19 protein-coding genes are annotated in these 19,641 nt (G+C 37.7%); 1 reads left to right on the top strand and 18 read right to left on the bottom strand.

The genetic code is table 11. The features are described from left to right. Positions 1–24: 24 nt before the first annotated feature. The 9 genes from rpoD to B5D30_RS07890 form a co-directional block, all read right to left on the bottom strand. Positions 25–1,131 (bottom strand): RNA polymerase sigma factor RpoD, encoded by a 1,107-nt coding sequence (gene rpoD / locus B5D30_RS07850; protein ID WP_078807543.1) that lies wholly within the window; start codon positions 1,129–1,131, stop codon positions 25–27. A gap of 42 nt (positions 1,132–1,173) precedes the next feature. Further along, a complete protein-coding gene (gene dnaG / locus B5D30_RS07855; protein ID WP_078807514.1) occupies positions 1,174–3,027 on the bottom strand; it encodes a DNA primase in 1,854 nt (617 codons plus the stop codon). Between the two features lie 149 nt (positions 3,028–3,176). After that, positions 3,177–3,947 (bottom strand): pyruvate formate-lyase-activating protein, encoded by a 771-nt coding sequence (gene pflA, locus B5D30_RS07860; protein WP_078807515.1) that lies wholly within the window; start codon positions 3,945–3,947, stop codon positions 3,177–3,179. Between the two features lie 124 nt (positions 3,948–4,071). Then, positions 4,072–6,492: a DNA topoisomerase IV subunit A gene (gene parC, locus B5D30_RS07865; protein ID WP_078807544.1), complete on the bottom strand. Its 2,421-nt coding sequence runs from the start codon at positions 6,490–6,492 to the stop codon at positions 4,072–4,074. A gap of 69 nt (positions 6,493–6,561) precedes the next feature. Continuing rightward, positions 6,562–7,296 (bottom strand): HNH endonuclease, encoded by a 735-nt coding sequence (locus B5D30_RS07870; protein WP_078807516.1) that lies wholly within the window; start codon positions 7,294–7,296, stop codon positions 6,562–6,564. Between the two features lie 39 nt (positions 7,297–7,335). Continuing rightward, a complete protein-coding gene (parE, locus tag B5D30_RS07875) occupies positions 7,336–9,402 on the bottom strand; it encodes a DNA topoisomerase IV subunit B (protein WP_078807517.1) in 2,067 nt (688 codons plus the stop codon). 119 nt (positions 9,403–9,521) lie between these two features. After that, positions 9,522–10,109, bottom strand: coding sequence for a YpmS family protein (locus B5D30_RS07880; RefSeq protein WP_078807518.1), 588 nt, complete (start codon positions 10,107–10,109; stop codon positions 9,522–9,524). After that, positions 10,094–10,927, bottom strand: a complete 834-nt coding sequence (locus B5D30_RS07885; protein WP_234984642.1) for an SGNH/GDSL hydrolase family protein — start codon at positions 10,925–10,927, stop codon at positions 10,094–10,096. Before B5D30_RS07885 ends, B5D30_RS07880 begins: the two co-directional genes overlap by 16 nt. 71 nt (positions 10,928–10,998) lie before the next feature. Then, positions 10,999–11,841, bottom strand: a complete 843-nt coding sequence (locus tag B5D30_RS07890) for a DegV family protein (RefSeq protein WP_078807519.1) — start codon at positions 11,839–11,841, stop codon at positions 10,999–11,001. 470 nt (positions 11,842–12,311) lie between these two features. Here B5D30_RS07890 and trhA point away from each other — a divergent pair, with 470 nt between their 5' ends. Beyond that, positions 12,312–12,965 (top strand): PAQR family membrane homeostasis protein TrhA, encoded by a 654-nt coding sequence (gene trhA / locus B5D30_RS07895; protein ID WP_078807520.1) that lies wholly within the window; start codon positions 12,312–12,314, stop codon positions 12,963–12,965. 61 nt (positions 12,966–13,026) lie between these two features. Here trhA and B5D30_RS07900 read toward each other — a convergent pair whose 3' ends face one another. From B5D30_RS07900 to B5D30_RS07940, 9 genes are all read right to left on the bottom strand, one after another. Next, the gene (locus B5D30_RS07900; protein WP_078807521.1) at positions 13,027–14,199 is read right to left on the bottom strand and encodes a DEAD/DEAH box helicase; all 1,173 of its coding nucleotides are present in this window, start codon (positions 14,197–14,199) and stop codon (positions 13,027–13,029) included. A gap of 82 nt (positions 14,200–14,281) precedes the next feature. After that, positions 14,282–15,268, bottom strand: coding sequence for a Gfo/Idh/MocA family protein (locus B5D30_RS07905; RefSeq protein WP_078807522.1), 987 nt, complete (start codon positions 15,266–15,268; stop codon positions 14,282–14,284). 131 nt (positions 15,269–15,399) lie between these two features. Continuing rightward, a complete protein-coding gene (locus tag B5D30_RS07910; RefSeq protein ID WP_078807523.1) occupies positions 15,400–16,101 on the bottom strand; it encodes an EcsC family protein in 702 nt (233 codons plus the stop codon). Positions 16,102–16,132: 31 nt separating this feature from the next. After that, complete coding sequence (locus tag B5D30_RS07915) at positions 16,133–17,179, bottom strand: SepM family pheromone-processing serine protease (RefSeq protein ID WP_078807524.1); 1,047 nt, start codon at positions 17,177–17,179, stop codon at positions 16,133–16,135. 6 nt (positions 17,180–17,185) lie between these two features. Further along, a complete protein-coding gene (coaD, locus tag B5D30_RS07920; protein ID WP_078807525.1) occupies positions 17,186–17,671 on the bottom strand; it encodes a pantetheine-phosphate adenylyltransferase in 486 nt (161 codons plus the stop codon). Positions 17,672–17,680: 9 nt separating this feature from the next. Further along, entirely contained in the window at positions 17,681–18,235 is a 555-nt protein-coding gene (rsmD, locus tag B5D30_RS07925) for a 16S rRNA (guanine(966)-N(2))-methyltransferase RsmD (RefSeq protein ID WP_078807526.1), read from the bottom strand. Then, positions 18,235–18,588, bottom strand: a complete 354-nt coding sequence (locus tag B5D30_RS07930) for a YlbG family protein (RefSeq protein WP_078807527.1) — start codon at positions 18,586–18,588, stop codon at positions 18,235–18,237. Before B5D30_RS07930 ends, rsmD begins: the two co-directional genes overlap by 1 nt. A gap of 25 nt (positions 18,589–18,613) precedes the next feature. Further along, a complete protein-coding gene (locus tag B5D30_RS07935; RefSeq protein ID WP_078807528.1) occupies positions 18,614–19,045 on the bottom strand; it encodes a YlbF/YmcA family competence regulator in 432 nt (143 codons plus the stop codon). Next, on the bottom strand, positions 19,042–19,599 hold the full coding sequence (locus B5D30_RS07940; protein ID WP_078807529.1) for a CAP-associated domain-containing protein: 558 nt from the start codon (positions 19,597–19,599) through the stop codon (positions 19,042–19,044). The genes B5D30_RS07935 and B5D30_RS07940 overlap by 4 nt, the downstream gene beginning before the upstream one ends. Between the last annotated feature and the right edge of the window lie 42 nt (positions 19,600–19,641).

Consider the following 19,641-nt stretch of genomic DNA (forward strand, 5'->3'; position numbering starts at 1 on the left):
GAAGTCGTTTCCCTTAGAAGCACCCTAATCCAAATAATCTCGCAACTGCTTAGAGCGGCTTGGGTGGCGAAGTTTTCTTAACGCTTTTGCTTCAATCTGGCGAATACGTTCACGTGTTACACCGAACACTTTCCCTACTTCTTCAAGTGTACGAGTGCGACCGTCATCTAAACCAAAACGTAGACGCAATACATTTTCTTCTCGGTCAGTTAAGGTATCTAACACATCTTCTAATTGCTCTTTGAGCATTTCGTATGCAGCTGCCTCTGCAGGACTTGTTGCTCCTTCGTCCTCAATGAAATCACCTAAATGACTATCATCTTCTTCACCGATTGGCGTTTCAAGCGAAACTGGCTCTTGAGCGATTTTTAGAATTTCACGCACTTTTTCCGTTGGCAAATCCATTTCTCCACCAATTTCTTCAGGCGTTGGTTCTCGTCCTAAGTCTTGCAAAAGTTGACGTTGAATACGAATTAATTTGTTAATCGTTTCGACCATGTGAACAGGAATACGAATGGTTCTTGCTTGATCGGCAATTGCACGTGTAATGGCTTGACGAATCCACCATGTTGCATATGTTGAAAACTTAAATCCTTTTGTATGGTCAAATTTTTCAACAGCTTTCATCAAACCCATATTTCCTTCTTGAATTAAGTCTAAAAACTGCATACCACGACCTACATAACGTTTTGCAATTGAGACAACCAAACGCAAGTTGGCTTCCGCAAGTTCTTGTTTTGCCAAAAGATCGCCTTCGACAATACGCACAGCCAAATCTGTTTCCTGATCCCCCGTCAAAAGTGGCACTCGCCCAATTTCCTTGAGGTACATACGCACAGGGTCATTGATTTTTACACCTGTTGGTGCAGACAAATCTTCCAGTTCTTCTTCCTTTGGTTCATTTGCTTTCAAAGAGGCTCCAGTTGGCTCTCCTTTTTCGTCGACAACGCTAATTCCTGCGTCCTCCACTTTGGCAATTAATTCCTCCATTTTCTCCGCATCCAGAGTGTACGGCTGAGCCAATTGTTCAGATAAATCTGTAATGACTACCGTTCCTGTTTTTTTGTGCGTTCTGATAAATTCTGCTACTGCCACATCATAAGTAGTAACGTCTTTCTTATCGTTTGCCATGCCATTGCCTCCCATTTATTTATATTCATTCAAAAAAATGAATTACTTACTCTTTTCTAACTGCACAAGCTGTACAAATAATTGTTTTGCTAACTCATGGTTGCCAGCTTGTGATGCTTGGTGAAATTCTTCTTTTAATTTCATTTTTTTCTCCTGTATCGAAGAACTTTGAACGACTGCGATTAAATCAAGAATTTCCTTTTCTTCCACTTCCTCTTCAAATCGAAGAGAAAAAATTTCCGTTGCTATATTTGACAAATTTCCTTGCCTTACAAAACTCAAAAAATTTGCCGTGTTGAAATCACCGACTTGTCGGTCATAGGCTTGGTACAAAACGTAAAGTGTTTCATACGGCTCATGATAAAAGTGAAATCCCTCAAAATAAGAGGAAAATCGTTTGTTTGCCGACTGATAAAAAATCCGATACAAAAGCTGTTGCTCCGCCAATTCGATTTTAGAAGTTTTCCGTTTTTGAACAGGCACTTCAACTGGTGGCGGAAGAATTTCCCTCTCAACAAACGCCTCTTCTTGAGGAGAAGGTGGTTGCACCGAAGAACGTTTCCCTTGTAACTCTTTTAGTTGATCTAATAATACTTTGTAGGAAAATCTTGGAAATTCCTGCGTGATTTCATTCAGATAGGCATCTATCTCAAGATTGGAGGAAACTTTCGCTAACTCTTGTAAAAGTGCATTAATATACCCAATCTGTTCTGCATGATTTTCTAAATTTTTCTCTATCCTGAGAAATCTTTTCCGAAATTCAAACCAACTTATCCTACCGTTTTTCAATGTTTGCACAAGAGAAGTCTCACCGTATTTTCTCGCATACTCATCAGGGTCAAGTCCTTCTGAAAGCGAGACGATTTGTAGCGTCAGGCGAGGAAATTTTTCAAATAAATCAATTGCACGGTTGGTTGCTTTAATTCCTGCGTTGTCCCCGTCAAAAACGGTAATCACACTTTTGCAAACCCGTGCAATTTGCTGGATTTGCTTGTCGGTCAAACTCGTCCCAAGAGAGGCAACTCCGTTTGGAATCCCTGCTTGATAGGCTGCAATCACATCCATTTGTCCTTCAAAAAGAAACACTTCTCCTTGCTTGCGAATGGTATTTTTTGCTAGGTCAAGGTTAAACAGCAACTGACTTTTATTGAATATCAAACTCTCTGGCGAGTTCATATATTTGGTTTTTTTGATGTCAGGATTAATTTTTGCCTCCTCAGCGGTAAAGACTTTTCTTCCACTAAATGCGACTACTTCCCCGTGTTCATTGCGAATTGGAAACATAATCCTGCCAGAAAATCGGTCAAATAATTCTCCGTCATCCCCTTCCAAAAACAAACCTGTTTTCAGTAAAACTTCTTTTTTTCTCCCTTGTTTTAGAAACAAAGTGGATAAAAATTTCCTATCGTCTGGTGAAAAACCGACACGAAACGTTTCAATCGTTTCTTCTGTTAACTCTCTGTTTTTTAAATAAGCAAGAGCTTTTTCCCCGACAGCTAAATCTTTCAGCACGTAAGCATATACTTCACACGCTTTTTCATGTATTTCGATTAATTCTTTTTTTTCGCTATTCTCAGTAGTTCGCGAGTTATTTGCCACAGCATACTCAAAAGGAATATGAGCATAGTTTGCGACTTCACTAATTGCCTCGACATAGGAAATGTTTTTTATTTCCTCGACAAATTTGAATACATCGCCACCTTTTCCACAACCAAAACAATGGAAAAATTGCTTATCCTCAATCACATTGAAACTAGGCGTTTTCTCTTGGTGAAAAGGACAAAGCCCTAAATAGTTCTTTCCTCGTTTCTCAAGTTGAACATATTGCCCTACAATATCTACAATATTCGCTTGTGATTTTATTTCAGCAATGACATTATCAGGAATACGTGCCATAGTCTCCTCCTCACATTTACCATGAAAGAATAGCGTAAAAATCCAATTATTAGTATAGCACAAAACCACACCATTTCCAAGTGTTTTTTGTCTAAATAAAAAGCTATCGTTCTCTTCTCAGAAAAAACGGAGAAAAAAACGATAGATATTTATATTTCTTTCGCATAACCAGTATAATCAGCCGTGTGTAGCAATTTGTTCGCATTTTCTACACGTGCTTTTGTTGGTGGTTCTAAATTTTCAAGGGGATATTTCATGTTCATTTCTTTCCACTTGTATTCACCCATGGTGTGATAAGGAAGTACCTCAAATTTTTGAACATTTTTCAACTGTTTTACAAACTTATCTAAGGCGATTAAGTCCTCGTCAAAATCACTTCTAGTCGGTACTAGAACGTGACGAATCCAGACGGGTTGCCCTATATCTGAAAGAAATTGAGCAAGTTCTAGGATGTTTTCATTCCCCCAAGCAGTCAAAGTCTTATGACGAGCTGGATTGATTTCTTTAATGTCAAGCAAAATTAAATCGGTGTATTGCAATAACTCATTAAACTTAGAGAAAAATGGTTCTTCACGTGTAAATGGTTTCCCACAAGAATCTAGCGTTGTGTGAATCCCTAGTGATTGTGCTTTTTTAAATAACGCAATCAGAAAATCAATTTGCAAAAGTGGCTCGCCACCGCTTACGGTAATGCCACCACGTTCACCCCAATATTCCTTGTATTTCATTGCCTCTTCCAAACAATCGTCTACCGTTCTCTCTGTTGCTGTCTCACTCGTCAATGCCCAAGTATCTGGATTGTGACAAAATTGGCAACGCATACGGCAACCTTGCATGAAGAAAATAAAACGAACCCCCGGACCGTCTACACTTCCAAAGCTCTCTGTTGAATGAACAAGACCTGTAATTTCCTCTGACATAATCAAACGCCCCTTTACCTAGTAATAAAATAGCAATAGAGTACCTCTAAAAACTCACGCTTACTCAAAAATTGCTAATTTTGGTTTAAACGAAGTTTTTAGAGTTACCCATATTATAACAAATTTATTCGGTAGTATCTTCTTCTATGTTTACAAATCCTTGTTTGCGGACTTCATAAACGCCGTTTTCGACTTTTTCATCAATTGCAAATGAACCATTGCTTGTTCTCTCGCCGATTGGATAGTTGTTTTCATCTACTTCAATTACTGTCCCTTTTGCAGTAGTAATGAGTAGTGGCGTGGCATTTGAACTGTTCATATACACTATGCGATGCGGGTTGTTTTTCAACTCTCGCAAGACCATTAATCCACGTTTTGCTCGACCAATTTGCAAGATTTCTTGAGCAAACATTCGTTTAATCGCTCCACGCTGAGTAACAATTGTAATTGCCTCATCTGCTCCGTCATAAACAAGTAAACCATTCACCACATAATCTTCTTTTTTCAGATTAATAGACTTCACACCTGCTGCCGTTCTACCAACGACTGGCACTTCGCTCAGTGGATAACGCAAGGCAAATGCCTTATTCGTTACTAAAAATACATCGAGCATTTCGTCTTTTTCGTCCACAAGAAAGACTTGCAACACTTCGTCTGTTTCACTTTTCAACTTCATAAACGTCGTTGCCTTTGATTTATACGTTCGCCAGATTTCAAAGTCGCACATTTTCGTTTGTTTGATAAACCCTTCCTTTGTAAAGCTGACAAATAATTTTTCCTCGGACAATTTGTCGTACGAAAAGACTGCTAAAATTCGCTCGTCCATTGCAAAACCTGTAAGTGACTGTGTAATGTGTTCACCCAAATCTTTCCATTTCAAATCAGACAATTCATGCACAGGACGATAAATGACATTTCCTTTATTGGTGAAGAAAAGTAAATGTGAAAGCGTATTGAGTTGTTTGGCAAACAGCACACTATCGCCTTCTTTTAATCCGACTTCTTCCGGCGTACTTGCAGTGTAACTACGCAAACTGCTACGTTTCACATAACCGTCACGTGTTACCACAACGACCACATCTTCACTTGCAATCAACACTTGTGTATCAATTTTGATTTCTTCAATTTTACGTTTAACCGTCGTCAATCGAGGAGTGGCAAATTCTTTTTTCACTTCACGCAATTCTTTTTTGATTACATTGAAAAGCGTTGCCTCCTCACTCAAGATTTTCTTTAATTCTAAAATGCGTTTGGCAAGTTCCTCTGCCTCTGTTTGAAGTTCTGTAATGTCCGTATTCGTCAAGCGGTAAAGTTGCAACACGACTATTGCCTCAGCTTGTGCCTCGGTAAAGCCATAGCTTGCCATTAAGTTTTTCTTCGCATCTTTTTTATCTTTCGATGCACGAATGGTACGAATGACCTTGTCTAAAATCGAAAGAGCCTTCATTAAACCTTCGACAATATGCTGACGTTTTTCCGCCTTATTCAACTCAAAGCGTGAACGTTTCGTAATCACGTCTACTCTGTGAGCAATGTAACTTCTCAAAATATGGAGCAAACCTACTTGTTTCGGTGTACGATTGTCGATTGCTACCATGTTAAAATTGTAACTAATTTGTAAATCTGTATTTTTCAGCAAATAATTCAAAATCCCTTGAGCGTTTGCTTCTTTTTTCAGTTCAATGACAATCCGCAAACCTGTACGGTCTGTTTCGTCACGCACTTCAGAAATACCGTCAATTTTTTTCAACAAACGAATTTCGTCCATTTTTTTGATTAAATTTGCCTTATTCACTTCGTAAGGAATTTCTGTGACAACGATTTGCTCACGATTTCCTTTGATTTGCTCAATCTCAGATTTAGAACGGAGAATCACTTTTCCTCGTCCAGTTTCATAGGCTTGCTTGACTTCGTTTGCCCCTTGCAAAATCGCTCCTGTCGGAAAATCTGGTGCAGGGATAAACTCCATGATTTTCTCTAAACTAGCATTTGGGTGGTCAATCAAATACACCACACCGTCAATGACTTCACCCAAATTATGTGGCGGAATCTCTGTCGCATACCCTGCAGAAATTCCAGTTGAACCATTGACCAGCAAATTAGGAAATTTTGCAGGCAAAACAGTCGGTTCTTTTTCCGTATCATCAAAATTCCAGACAAAATCAACCGTTTCCTTGTCAATATCAGACAACAACTCACTCGAAAGTTTGGAAAGACGTGCCTCGGTGTAACGCATTGCCGCAGGGCTGTCGCCGTCCATTGAACCGTTGTTTCCGTGCATATCAATCAAGACATCACGCAATTTCCAGTCTTGACTCATACGCACCATTGCCTCGTAAATACTTGAGTCCCCGTGCGGGTGATAGTTCCCCATAATATTTCCGACAGACTTCGCACTCTTACGATAGGCTTTTTCATAAGTATTTCCGTCTTTATTCATGGAAAATAAAATTCTACGTTGTACAGGCTTTAAGCCGTCACGAATATCAGGAATTGCACGCTCCTGAATAATATATTTTGAATAGCGTCCGAAACGCTCCCCCATTACTTCTTCTAGGGTTAGTTCTTGGATTTGTTCGTTTGTTGCCAAGTTCTTTCACCTCGTTAATAAACCTTAAAGATACAATTCATACAACTCTTTTTCTGTAATCTCAATGCCAGTATTCAACAAATCTGTCACTTGTTTTTGGAATAAAAAATGTAGCATTTCTTTTTGTTCATTTGCCGTTGAAAAATGTATTTTTCGATGACAATTTGGACAAAGCGACAAAATGTTTGACACCGTATCAATGCCATAATCAAATAATCCTTGATAAGAAATTGGAATTAGATGATGTGCCTCTACATAATTTCTTTGAGTAGCTTTAGAAATAAATGTTTTGTGGTGTTTATCTATTTGACAAGAAAAATCATGATAATTCAATGCCATTTTGGCAATTTTAGGATTACGATAATACGTTTTTCTTCCATTCAGAATTACTTCTCTGCTTACTTTTACTGGTTTTATTTCTATTGTTTCTTCTTTTATCTCAACAACTTCAACTTCTTGCTCGTAAACCATTTCGGTAGAGAAAATTTCTCTTTCTGAAAAACTCGCCACAAATTTCAAGTAGTTTGCAACAGCTGATGAATAAAAACGATTGGGATTTTTTTCCATAAGTCCTTCTAATACTTTTACATCTTTATAAAGTGTTTGAATACTGGATAAATCTTCCAATTCATAAAATGAAATCCCCAGCTCATTGAAAATTCGATTATGTGCTTGAACAGCATTTTTCCGAATGGTACTCTCTGCCAGTCCACGTTTTTTCAAGTAATAAGAAAAGTTTTCTTTGTTAAAAATAGACATTTCCCCACCTCATCATTGCTATGCCAAAACATTTTTTACTCAATCAAACAAACTAATCTCCTCAAATTCTCCGCCACTCACATCTTCTACGACATCATCTGTCACTTCTTCTGAATTTCTCATTTCATCAAAATGCTCAGGTTTGCGATTTTCTCTTGTAGTATCCAAAATCGAACCGTCCTCTTCAAGTGTAAATTGCACGTGATTTTCAATCCAACGTCTACGAGGTTCTACTTTGTCCCCCATAAGTGTGGTTACTCGACGTTCTGCTTGAGCGGCATCGTCAATTCTTACACGTATCAACGTACGGTGTTCTGGGTCCATGGTTGTTTCCCAAAGTTGCTCCGCATTCATTTCACCAAGCCCTTTGTAACGTTGCAACATATACCCTTTGCCTACTTTTTTTATCGCTTTGTCTAGCTCATCGTCTGTCCATGCGTATTCAATGACTTGCTTGCGACCCGTGCCTTTTGATACTTTATATAGCGGTGGCAAGGCGATATAGACTTTCCCAGCCTCAACAAGTGGTTTCATGTAGCGATAGAAAAACGTCAAAAGCAACACTTGAATGTGGGCTCCGTCCGTATCCGCATCGGTCATGATAATGACTTTATCGTAGTTGCTGTCTTCTACGTCAAACTCTGTTCCAACACCTGCTCCAATCGTGTGAATCATTGTGTTGATTTCTTCGTTTTTCAAAATATCTTGGATTTTTGCTTTTTCTGTATTGATTACTTTTCCTCGCAAAGGCAAAATCGCTTGAAATTTTCGGTCTCGTCCTTGTTTCGCACTTCCACCAGCGGAATCTCCTTCGACAAGGTATAATTCATTTTTCTTAGGATTGCGAGATTGTGCAGGAGTTAATTTTCCAGAAAGAAGACTTTCCCCTTTTTTCTTTTTCTTCCCGCTACGACTTTCTTCACGAGCTTTACGAGCAGCTTCACGTGCCTCACGAGCTTTGATTGCTTTTTTGACAAGCATTTGACTCATTTCACTGTTTTCCTGCAAGAAAAATCCGAGTTGTTCGCTAATCACACTATCCACCGCCCCACGTGCAACAGGTGTGCCTAGCTTGTCTTTCGTCTGCGACTCAAACTGCAAAAGATTTTCTGGCACAAGAATGGACAATACTGCCGCCAATCCCTCACGAAAATCCGTTCCCTCAAGATTTTTGTCCTTTTCCTTGAGTAAATTCGCCTTGCGTGCATAGTCGTTAAACGCTTTGGTCAAACTCGTTCTAAAACCTGTTTCATGCGTGCCACCGTCGCTTGTTCGCACATTATTTACAAAACTCAATAGATTTTCTGAATAACCGTCATTATATTGAAACGCAACTTCCACTTCGATTTCTTCTTTTTTGCCATTAAAGTACATGACTGGAGTCAAAGAATCTTTATCTTCATTCAAGTATTGAACAAATTCTTTGATTCCTTCTTCATAGTAGAAAGTTTCACTTACTTCTTCTTCTTTACGCAAATCTTTTAGCGTAATCGCTACATCACGAAGTAAAAACGCAGACTCACGTAAACGTTCGGAGAGGATTTCATAGCTAAATTTTGTTGTTGAAAAAATAGTGCTGTCTGGTTTGAAATGTACCGTTGTACCATTTTTCTTCTTAGTTCTACCTAATTTTTTCAGCGTACCTACTGGTTTTCCTCCTTGCTCAAAACGCATGGAATATTCTTGTCCGTCACGTACAACACTTACCTCAAGCCATTCGGAAAGTGCATTTACCACTGAAGAACCTACACCATGCAATCCTCCAGCTGTTTTATAACCACCGTCGCCGAATTTTCCACCTGCGTGTAAAACGGTAAAAATGACTTCTATCGTAGGCTTGCCAGAGGCGTGTTTCCCAATAGGCATCCCGCGTCCTTCATCACACACTGAAACGGAATGGTCTTTATGCAAGGTAACCACAATATTTTTTCCATACCCAGCAAGTGCCTCATCCACGGAATTGTCTACAATTTCATAGACTAAATGATGAAGTCCACGTCCATCAGTAGAACCAATATACATACCCGGACGCTTTCTTACCGCATCCAACCCCTCAAGAACCTGAATAGAACTATCATCATAAGCATTATTCACTTTTTTTGCCAAACTATTTCTTCCTTTCTAAATCAGAGAAGTCTTTCAGAAAACTGAAAGAAACATTACAGGTACCTCTAAAAAAACTAATATATCCTTTTATCTTATCACGTCAATGAAACAAACACAACTTACTCTCCCATAACGCAATCAAAAACAAATTTATCATTTACCACATCAATCAATTTCGCCTTTACTGCTAGATTATTTGGTAACTCTACTTTGTCTAAGCGAATCGTAACAATTTCTTTTTTTGCATTCAACTCTACATACTCTGGAAACTCGTTTGCCCCTTGGATAAAACTCATAACCGTTGCTGTTGGAATGGAGAGCGTGCCTGCGGAAATTGTTTTTACTTTTAAATTGATATTACCGTCTTTGTTTGCTGACGGTGTAAAGTAAATATAAATTGGCACTTTAGAGCCTAGAAAATTATATTCTCCCTCAAAAACCGCCTCTTTGTCAATATAAAAAGAATAAGACGAATTTTTACTTTGAAATTCTTTGAGAATGTGATTGATTAGCGTATTGAGTTTTGCTTTGTCCGTTTGAACAGTGGCGATGTCGAAATTTTTTTCCGCCTGAGCTACTTTATTCTCTAAGGATACTTCTCGAGTGGTCGTAATACGCAGAAAAACAATCAAACTCACACCTAGCATGAGAGCAAGCAAGAAGAGTGTAGCGTATTTCCAAATACTTTGTTTTATTTTTTCAACCATAGTTTTTTCGTTCCCTCCATTTCTTCCAAAACAGCTTTTGCCATTAGTTGATACCCCGTATCATTCGGGTGAAATTGATCTTCTGTGAAAAGAGCATCGTTGACAACGGTTGTTGCCTCACCATTTTTTTCCTCGACCCCACCGTTTAACCCTTGTGAAATGAGGTCATTTACTGGCACGAAGAAACAATTTTCTTGTGCGGTTACAACTTTTTTCGTGCCGTCATTCCAATCATCAATGATTTCCTGCATTTCCTTTATCTCTGAGAAATTCAAATAATACGGATTATAAACGCCCACCACATAAATCGGTGCCGTTTTATTTCGCTCACGAATTTCGCTAATGATTCGCTGTATTCTCGCTTGATAAGCAACCTCAGGTTTGGTAAATGATTTTTTGGAAAGATTGGCGAAGTTTTCTTTAATTACTTTCATTATATCATTTCCGCCAACCGTAATCGTGAGAAAATCAGCCTTTTCAATTCCTTTTTGAATTTCTTCTTTCTTTTGAATACGTGACAAAATCTGCTCTGATGTATTCCCGCTCACGCCAAAATTTTCACTTTTCACTACTACATCATAGTCTTGCGACAAAAGGTTAGAAACAATCGGAATAAACCCGCCTTGCCCGGTAGAATCTCCCACCCCCTCTGTCAAGGAGTCACCAATTGCAGTATAGTAAAGTGTCGGAAACTCCTTGTTTGAGATGTCTTTTGACATTCTAGGACTTTCTGACTTTAAAATAAAATGAGTAAAAATCACTACACAAACGAACAATCCAACAAACACACCTAAATCTATGAACACTCGTTTTTTCAAAACAAACACCTCCTCTATGAATACTACGCTCCATACAAATACCGATAGCTAAACTATCGGCTTTGAAAAAGTTAATCCTCGTCTGTATAATATTCAATCGCAAATGCACCTTCGCCAGCGTGTGTCGCAATGACACTTCCTGTATAAAGAAACGGCAAATGAATATCTGGAAAAAGTGTATTCAATTCTTTTTTAAATGGCTCTAAAAGTGCCGCCGCCCCAGCATGAGAAATCGCAATTTTCTCCAGATTCGGTGTCGTCAACAACGTTTCACGAATATTTTCAAACCATTTATGAAACGTTTTGTTCCCTCGTCCTTTTGTTACCATGACAAGTCCTTCATCAACGGTCAACTCCATTACTGCTTTAATATTTAACAGATTGGAAATCATCCCTGCTGTCTTACTGATACGTCCACTTTTGACAATATTATCAAGTGTTGCAATTGCAACAAATAGCTTTGTATTCTTTTTCATTTTTTCTAGTTTTTCTAGGATTTCTTCCTTGTTCGCTCCTGCTTGTGCCATTTCGGCTGCTTTAATCGCTTGAAATGCAAGAGCTTGGTCGATAAAACCAGAATCCAAAACCGTCACGTTTGCCTGCGTTAAATTGCTTGCTTGACGTGCCGCTTCAAAAGTTCCACTTAAATGTTTTGTTAAATGAATGGAAATAATTTCACAATCTGCATATTTGTCATATGCTTCTGCAAATAATCCAATCGCTGGCTGACTTGTTTTTGGCAAGGTTTCAGCCTGACGCATTAATTCAACAAATTTTTCGCCAGCTAGTTCATCATCTTGGTAAATTACCCCGTCAATCATTACTGAAAGTGGGACAATCTCAATCCCTAGCTTTTCTGCTACACCCTCCTCAAAAATTGCTGAGGAATCTGTAACGATTTTAATTTTTGTCATAATAGTCACTCACACTTTCCCACTATTGCTCAGAAAACTCAACCTTCTCCTAAATAAGGGCACCTCTAAAAACTCGCACTTATCCTAAATTGCTAGTTTTCCGATTTTCTTCGTCAATCTCCTCAACCTATGAACCACATAGCTTTCGTCGATTTCCTCGAAAATCGAAAAAACTAGCTAATTTAGTCTTAAGCGGAGTTTTTAGAGATGCCCTTAAAATAAAGAGAGTTGCCAAAAAATATTTTGTTTAGTTGGTTGACTGAGTATATTATGTTACAATGGTTCAAACAAGATTATAACAAAAAAATAACAGAATTACGAACAAACTTTCTATTTTTTTTATAAGCTTTTAAAATAGTAAAGCTATTTTTAAAAAAGGGAAGTATAATAAATTCAACAAGACTCAAAGCAAGGCTCAAAATTACGAGCATGATAAGCAATGATTCAAATTTAAAATCGGGGGGATTGAAATGGAAAATCCAAAATTTACAAGAGGATACCTTATCCTAAATGAAGTATTAAATGCTGTTACGCATGGCATTGCGTGTGCGTTATCCATTGCAGGCTTGGTGATTCTTTTGCTAAAAGGAAGTCACACGGGTTCGCCAGTTTACATTGCTGCCTACGCTTTGTACGGTGCAACGTTGATTTTGCTATTTCTGTCGTCAACGCTGTTTCACAGTTTAATTTTTACAAAAGCCAAAAAAGTGTTTCAAGTGTTTGACCATAGTTCGATTTTTCTTTTGATTGCAGGGAGTTACACACCGTATTGTTTGCTTTCAATCAAAGGTTGGATGGGCATTACAATGCTTGTTGCCATTTGGGTTATTGCGATTTTAGGTGTCGTTTACAAATCCATTTTCCTACACAGACAAGAAAAAGTTTCTAAAATCTCTACGATTCTTTACGTCGCAATGGGCTGGATTTGTGTCTTTGCCATTCAACCACTCTACAATGCACTTGGCATAAACGGCTTGATTTTACTTGTTTTAGGTGGGGTAAGTTATACTGTCGGAGCATTCTTTTACAGTTTAAAAAATGTAAGATTTATGCACGTCGTTTGGCATTTGTTTGTCATGGCAGGTGCGTGCTTTATGTTCTTCTCTATTCTTTTTAATACTTAGAGGGAACCTTAAACCAAAACGCATGAAATCATTACAAACATTGATTTCATGCGTTTTTTTCTTATCGTTTTGATTTTTTCTTTTTCTTCTTCTTTTTGACTTCTACTATCTTGGGTTTTTCCGTCACAAGTTGACCGCCCCAGAGAAAAATTTCCTGACTTGTCACACCTAATTCTTTTTCCAGTTTCTTGAGTGAGTTACTTTGTGAATTTTCGACAAAAGTTAATACCGTCCCACTTTTGCCCATTCTTCCCACTCGTCCTGTCCGATGTGTAAAGCTCTCTAGCGACAATGGCGTTTCAAAATTAACAATTGCACTAAGATTTTCAAGGTCTAACCCTCGAGCTAACACGTCCGTTGTCAAAAGTAATTTGATTTCGCCACTTTGAAATTTATCTAACGCTGCTTTTCTTAAAAGTTTGTTCTGGTCGCTTGCCAAACTTGCAACTGCGACTCCCTCATACAGCAGTTTTTCTTCTGCATTGCCTACTTCTGCTAATTCGTTAAAAAAAACAATTGCTTGGAAATTTTCCACGTAAGCAAGTGAACGCAACGTGTCTACACGTTTTCTCGGTGAAACCTGAAGTCTTAAATAATCCACTTCACCTTTCGAACGATCTTCGTTTGTTACGTCTATCACTAGCAACTTTTCGCCCGCCAACTTTTGAATTGCCGCACCTTGATTATTTGCTGTTGCTGAGAAAAAAACGAGTTGAAAATCTTTTGGCACATGATGAATCAAACTAGAAGAAAAACTCGCTTCTTCGCCTGTAAGCAAGCTATCCACTTCATCTAGCACAATCGTTTCCACATTCATCAGCTTGATTTTCTTCATTTTGACTAACTCATAAATGCGACCTGCCGTACCGATAATAATTTCCGGTCGTTTTTTCAAATTTTCAGCTTGTCGCTTAATATTGACACCGCCAATAAAATTGCCTACTTTCAACTCAAGCAAATTCGCCCACTCTCTTGCAACTTCTGCGACTTGAACGGCTAATTCCTGTGTTGGTAAAAGGATAATCAACTGATTGCCTGCACCTTTTTCGATAGTGAGCAAAAGCGGCAACAAATAAGCTAAAGTTTTCCCACTTCCCGTAGGAGAAATTCCTAGCACATTTTCTTTTTCTTTCAAGTATTCAAATGTCTTTTCCTGTATTAAACTTGGAGAGGAAAAGCCTAGACTTTCCCATTTTTCCTGCCAACTTTCTGGCAAATTTTCGATAAATTTCATCTTTCTTCCTGTTCTAAGAAAAGAAATTGAGACCGTTGTTTCAACGAAAAACGACTGAAACACTTGCTCAACTTCTTCTCAGTTATTCCTTATCTGCTGCAAATTCAATTCCCGCGTCCATTCGCATATCGTAAAGCACTTGATTGACTTTTTGCGACAAATCAGCAAGCTCTTCGTATTTTTTTATGTCATTTGTGGCAATAATTTTTGCAAAAGCATTTGCCTCGTCAAACATACCATGTTCATGCGGATGTGTCTCGATTGTTTCCTCGATTTCATTACGTTTTTTATAAACAAGCGTGTCAATTGTTGAAACTTCCCCTAAAATCAATGTGCCGTTAGAAAAATAAATTTGTGACGGAGCATAGTTGTCGATGTTTTTTCCGGGAGAAATTTGCACGTCAAAGTTTTCATAGCGTAACACACCTACACCATATCCGTCAACTCCTGACGGAAGAAGTCTCGCAGTATAACGCACGCTTTGTGGCAAACCAAACAAAGCAATCGCTGGATAAACAAGATACACCCCTAAATCCATTAAAGCTCCACCTGAAAATTTTGGACTAAAAATATTCGGTTCTTCACCACGAAGTAACGCCTCCATACGTGAAGAATACTTGGCATAACAAAATTCAGCACCCCAAACCTCTTCTTTTTCAACGATTTCTTTTACGATTGTAAAACTTTTCTCATGCAAGCTACGAATTGCCTCGAAATAAAAACAGTTTTTTTCAGCTGCAATTTTCAAAATCTCCTCCATTTCTTTCGGAGTAGAAAACGCTGGTTTTTCGACAATTACGTGCTTTTCATGCAACAACGTTTCACGTGCTTGCGTAAAATGCAAACCATTAGGCGAGGCGATATAGACAATATCTAGCGTTTCATCACTTAAAAACGCATCCAATGAATCAAATAATTCAATACTCTCACCGTATTTTCCAGCAAATCGCCCTGCACTCTCTAGTGTTCGTGAATACACTGAATGAAGTTTATACTCCTTCGTCAAGAGAGCCGCATCAACAAATGCACCAGTAATCCAATTTGTCCCGATAATACCTAAATTTAACATAAAAAACCCTCCGTAATTTTTTCTTGGTAAGGGTATTATACCATGAAAAAACATTTAGAGGGGGGAATTTTTTAGAGGTGCCCTTATACGAAAAAAGGTAAGTTTATTCAAAGAAAGCAGCAACACACACCTTAAAGAATTAAATCTTTTTTATCAATAATTGTTCCATCTCCCATATCAATACCTACTTCAGTAAATGTTTTTTTAGCTAATTGTGCAATCGTTTTTGTTGTTAGAGCATCAAATGTTCCACCTACCACTGCTCCAGCAACAGGAATTACTTTCCCAAGATTCACAGCACCTTTTGTACCAAACTTAGTAATTAGCCTAAAACCAACTGCTTGGTTAATTTTTGTGAGAGTTTTCCCCGGAACTTTTTGCACTACTCCACGCAACATTTTATTACCAATTACAATACCCGTTTTCTTCATAATATCCGCAACTGAAGTACCTGCAAGAGTTGCATAAACAAAAGTTTGAACTTGATCACTTTTTAAATCATATCCACGAATTAAAGCAATAGCAGCAATCATTCGCATTTGAAATAAAATCACAGACGTTACATTTGCAGGGATTGTTATAGGCATTGTGAGAATCCCTCCAAATCCAGTAACAAATCCCGATGTAGTTGCTTTAGTGATTTGAAATTTCACTAACTTTTTAATCGCTGTTTCTTTATCGTGTTTAGAAAGGTAATCTTCAACTAGGTCATAAATGCTTTTTTCACCCGGTAATCCTGTCAAAGTTTTATCATAAGCCCAATCTAAGACCTGTAACATTTTTTCTCTTGAAACCATAGTTTTTTCAACTTCTTTTTTCTCATTATTATTCATGTTATACCTCCATGATTATACATTGACGTCTCTACTTCATCCCTTCCAAATACTCCAAAGCCTCTTTTGCCGTTTTTACAGGGATGATTTTCATTTTCGTTTTTAGTTTTTTGGCTGCTGCGAGTGCTTCTTTGTAGTTGCTTTGAATTTCTGGGTCGTATTTTTTCATTTCTTTCGTAATTTCATCATCTGGAGCAAAGAAAATTTCTGCTCCTTGCTTACTTGCTGAGGCGACTTTTTTGTCAATACCGCCAATTCTTCCGACTTCTCCGTCAAAATCCATTGTGCCAGTACCAGCGATTTTTTTGCCTTTACGAATGTCCTTCCCTGTAATTTTCGTATAAGTCTCAAGTGTCAACATCAAACCACCACTAGGGCCAGTAATGCCATACGCCTCATAGGTAATTGGCACTTCTGAAGTGATTTCAGTATTGTCAACAAGTGTAATACCAATTCCTGCAAATTTCGTGCCGGGTAATTTCATCAACTTTCCTTTGGCATTTTTCTTTTTGCCGTCATGAGTAAATTCAACCGTTGCTGAGTTGCCGATTTTTTGACTGTGAACGTAATCGACTAACTCTTTTGAGCTTTTAAACGACTTTCCGTTGACACCTGTGACAATATCTCCTACTGAAATTTGGTCTTTAAAAGCAGAATCGTCACTAATACTCATTACATAGACACCTTTGAACTTCATTTCATACTTCATTTTCGCTAGTTTCAACGCCTCAACTTTTGCTGCATTTTGAGCGGATTTCATGTAAAATTCATTCATTTGAATGTATTCTTCTGTTGTCGCTCCTCCTAGCATATCTCGCTCGGAAATAATTTCAGTAAAAGGGACAAATTTTGAAACTAAAAGCGAAACACCTGTCGCCCGTCGTTCGCTGACGGTTGTGATATTAAAACTCCCTTTAAATTCATCTTCTTTTCCTTCGACATTGACAAAAGGTTTTAAATCTTCAACAGGACCGGGTAATTCTATAAAATATGGTAGCGGAACAGTAACAAATGCTACTACAAAAAGTAGAGCAACAATCAGTCCGACAACTCCTTTGTTTCTTTTCAACCATTTCATAAGTATCTATTCCTTTTTTTCTTTCATTTTTTTCAAAACATCTTTTGGTACATAAGAAGAAATATCACCACCAAAAGAAAATATTTCTTTTATCATACTACTTGAAAGGTGTTCAAATCCTGGGTCACTCAACAGAAAAATTGTTTCGATTTCTCCAGATAGTTCATGGTTCAATCTTGCAATATCACGCTCATATTCATAATCTTTGATATTGCGAATCCCACGCACCAGAAAACTTGCACCCAATTCTTTTGCAATTTCAACGGTTAATTTCGTTTGGCAAGTGACGATTTTAACATTTTCCAGTTCGCTCGTCGCCAAGGCAACCAACTCTTTTTTTTCTTCCGCAGTAAACAGGGATTTTTTACTTGTATTAATAAAAATGCCGATAATTACTTCGTCAAATAGCTTACTTGCTCGCTTGACAGTGGCAAGATGACCATTGGTAAATGGGTCAAAACTTCCCGGAAATAAGGCGATTTTTTTTTTCATTTTACACCTCTATTTTTTTCGTCTGTAAATCGCAACAGCGGTAATTCCATAAATTGCTTGTTTGTATTGGATAAATTCACCGATTTCATCGGATAATTTCACCTCTTTGTCTGTTTCACAAAGAATAATACATTCCTCACTTAGCAAATCCAACTCTTGCATTTTCAATATTTGTTGCTCTATTTCTTGTTTAGCATAAGGTGGATCTAAGAAAACATAGTCAAATTGCCGATTTTCTTCATGAAATTTACTCAAGGCTTTGTTTGCATCTAATTTGAACACCTCAAAACTTTGTTCAGATTTTGTCAAAGCTACATTTTCCTTGATCACTTGAATGGCAGGATACGCTCTGTCCACTAATACAGCTTGAGTTGCTCCACGGCTCACTGCCTCAATACCTAAAGCACCACTTCCAGCAAATAAATCAAGAGCAACGCCTCCGTCAAAAAATCCACCAAGCATATTAAACATGGACTCTTTCACCTTATCCGTTGTCGGTCTCGTATTTTTTCCGTCCAAACTTTTCAATCTGCGACCACGAAATTCACCAGAAATTACCCGCATTAGCCTAACTCCTCGCTCAAACGAATCGTCGTTTTCAATTCCTCAACTTCAAAGCCGTCATCATTGAATTTTAACGCATCTTTTGTGCCAATTTTATCTGCAAAGTTCATCTCAACATCTGGTCGATAACTTTCCTCGGCATTTCGTACAAAATGCAATCGACGAATTTTCTCTAAACTACTTTCAACATTTTCTTCATTCATGTAAATAATAACATAGTGCATTTTATTAGAAACGTAGTGGATGTTCCCAAATTTTTTCAAATGATTCAATTGTTTCATGCTATACACCCAGACTACGACAAGTCTACGTTTTTGTATTTTAAATGTATTTTCCTTTAATTCTTCTGACATTCTGCTACTCCCTATTAATGAATTTTTATCTATTGTGCAGTCGAACACAATTTTTATGTCGTTCTCCTTTATCGAAAAATGGATTGCCCGCCTCTACTTGTATTTCGCTTGAGATATTTTGAGCGATTTTTTCAGAGATTTCATCTAACATTGCTTGCAATTCCGTTTCAGCAAAACGAAATGCTGCAACACATTCATGCAAATCAAGTTCGCGTTTCTTTCGCTGTGCCTCCATTTGTAACGTGCGAAAATCAGGAACCTGCGTGCCATAATCTTTGATTTGATCAAACTTTTCTCTTGCTTGTAAAAAGTCATTTTTCAATTGTTGAACTTCTTTATTTTCGTTCATTTTCTGTTTTTTTTCAATATAATTTTGATAGCTTGTAGAATTTTTTACACTTTTACAAAGCAATTCTACATTATCCATTAGCTCAAAATAATTCTCTGTAATAATCATTTCTCTACCTCTATTATCATATAACGTTTTAATTGTACCAGTTCTTCAACTGATAAGTAAATAACGGAGGTCAATTTTCCGTTTTGTTTGGAAAAATTCAAAATAGCAAAGGCTCCATTTTTAAATTTCACAACAGGCGAATAGTTCATCTCACCGTCACTTAATTCAAGATTGTAAAGTTTCCCTTTCAAACGAAGGGAAATATTTGTTTTGAAATTTATTTTTTCCCCTATTTCACCAAGTGTTTGCCCGAGTTGAAAAGGGGTGAGTGGTGCCTCTTTTTCAGAAAGTTCTACCAAGGAAATCTTCCCTTTTTTGACTTTCACCTCATCTGCCTCTCTTGCCCAACTTTTATTTGGCAATGACTCTTTTCCTATGTATAAAGCACCACCAGTAGTAGCAAGGTGGTCGCTTTCCTGTTTTTTTTGCGTCATATCATTCAGATTTATTTGCTCCTCTTTCGGTTCATCTGAAAAAAAGATTGGCTGAAAATAAGCAATGACGAGGAAAAACATGAAAAAAACAATGAAACTTATAACTGTTTTTATTTTCAATAGTTTTCCCTCCTTGCTTTTTTATTATGAATTTGCCTAAGT

Origin of the sequence: Pilibacter termitis, from assembly GCF_900167335.1 — a bacterium.
Classification (GTDB): domain Bacteria; phylum Bacillota; class Bacilli; order Lactobacillales; family Streptococcaceae; genus Pilibacter; species Pilibacter termitis.

Coding starts and splice junctions, on each gene's coding strand:
- trhA (WP_078807520.1), top strand. CDS start 12,312: ATGGAAAATCCAAAATTTACAAGAGGATACCTTATCCTAAATGAAGTA.
- B5D30_RS07880 (WP_078807518.1), bottom strand. CDS start 10,109: ATGGTTGAAAAAATAAAACAAAGTATTTGGAAATACGCTACACTCTTC.
- rpoD (WP_078807543.1), bottom strand. CDS start 1,131: ATGGCAAACGATAAGAAAGACGTTACTACTTATGATGTGGCAGTAGCA.
- B5D30_RS07905 (WP_078807522.1), bottom strand. CDS start 15,268: ATGTTAAATTTAGGTATTATCGGGACAAATTGGATTACTGGTGCATTT.
- B5D30_RS07935 (WP_078807528.1), bottom strand. CDS start 19,045: ATGATTATTACAGAGAATTATTTTGAGCTAATGGATAATGTAGAATTG.
- dnaG (WP_078807514.1), bottom strand. CDS start 3,027: ATGGCACGTATTCCTGATAATGTCATTGCTGAAATAAAATCACAAGCG.
- parC (WP_078807544.1), bottom strand. CDS start 6,492: ATGGGGGAGCGTTTCGGACGCTATTCAAAATATATTATTCAGGAGCGT.
- B5D30_RS07900 (WP_078807521.1), bottom strand. CDS start 14,199: ATGAAATTTATCGAAAATTTGCCAGAAAGTTGGCAGGAAAAATGGGAA.
- B5D30_RS07910 (WP_078807523.1), bottom strand. CDS start 16,101: ATGAATAATAATGAGAAAAAAGAAGTTGAAAAAACTATGGTTTCAAGA.
- B5D30_RS07930 (WP_078807527.1), bottom strand. CDS start 18,588: ATGTCAGAAGAATTAAAGGAAAATACATTTAAAATACAAAAACGTAGA.
- coaD (WP_078807525.1), bottom strand. CDS start 17,671: ATGAAAAAAAAAATCGCCTTATTTCCGGGAAGTTTTGACCCATTTACC.
- B5D30_RS07890 (WP_078807519.1), bottom strand. CDS start 11,841: ATGACAAAAATTAAAATCGTTACAGATTCCTCAGCAATTTTTGAGGAG.
- pflA (WP_078807515.1), bottom strand. CDS start 3,947: ATGTCAGAGGAAATTACAGGTCTTGTTCATTCAACAGAGAGCTTTGGA.
- B5D30_RS07915 (WP_078807524.1), bottom strand. CDS start 17,179: ATGAAATGGTTGAAAAGAAACAAAGGAGTTGTCGGACTGATTGTTGCT.
- rsmD (WP_078807526.1), bottom strand. CDS start 18,235: ATGCGGGTAATTTCTGGTGAATTTCGTGGTCGCAGATTGAAAAGTTTG.
- B5D30_RS07870 (WP_078807516.1), bottom strand. CDS start 7,296: ATGTCTATTTTTAACAAAGAAAACTTTTCTTATTACTTGAAAAAACGT.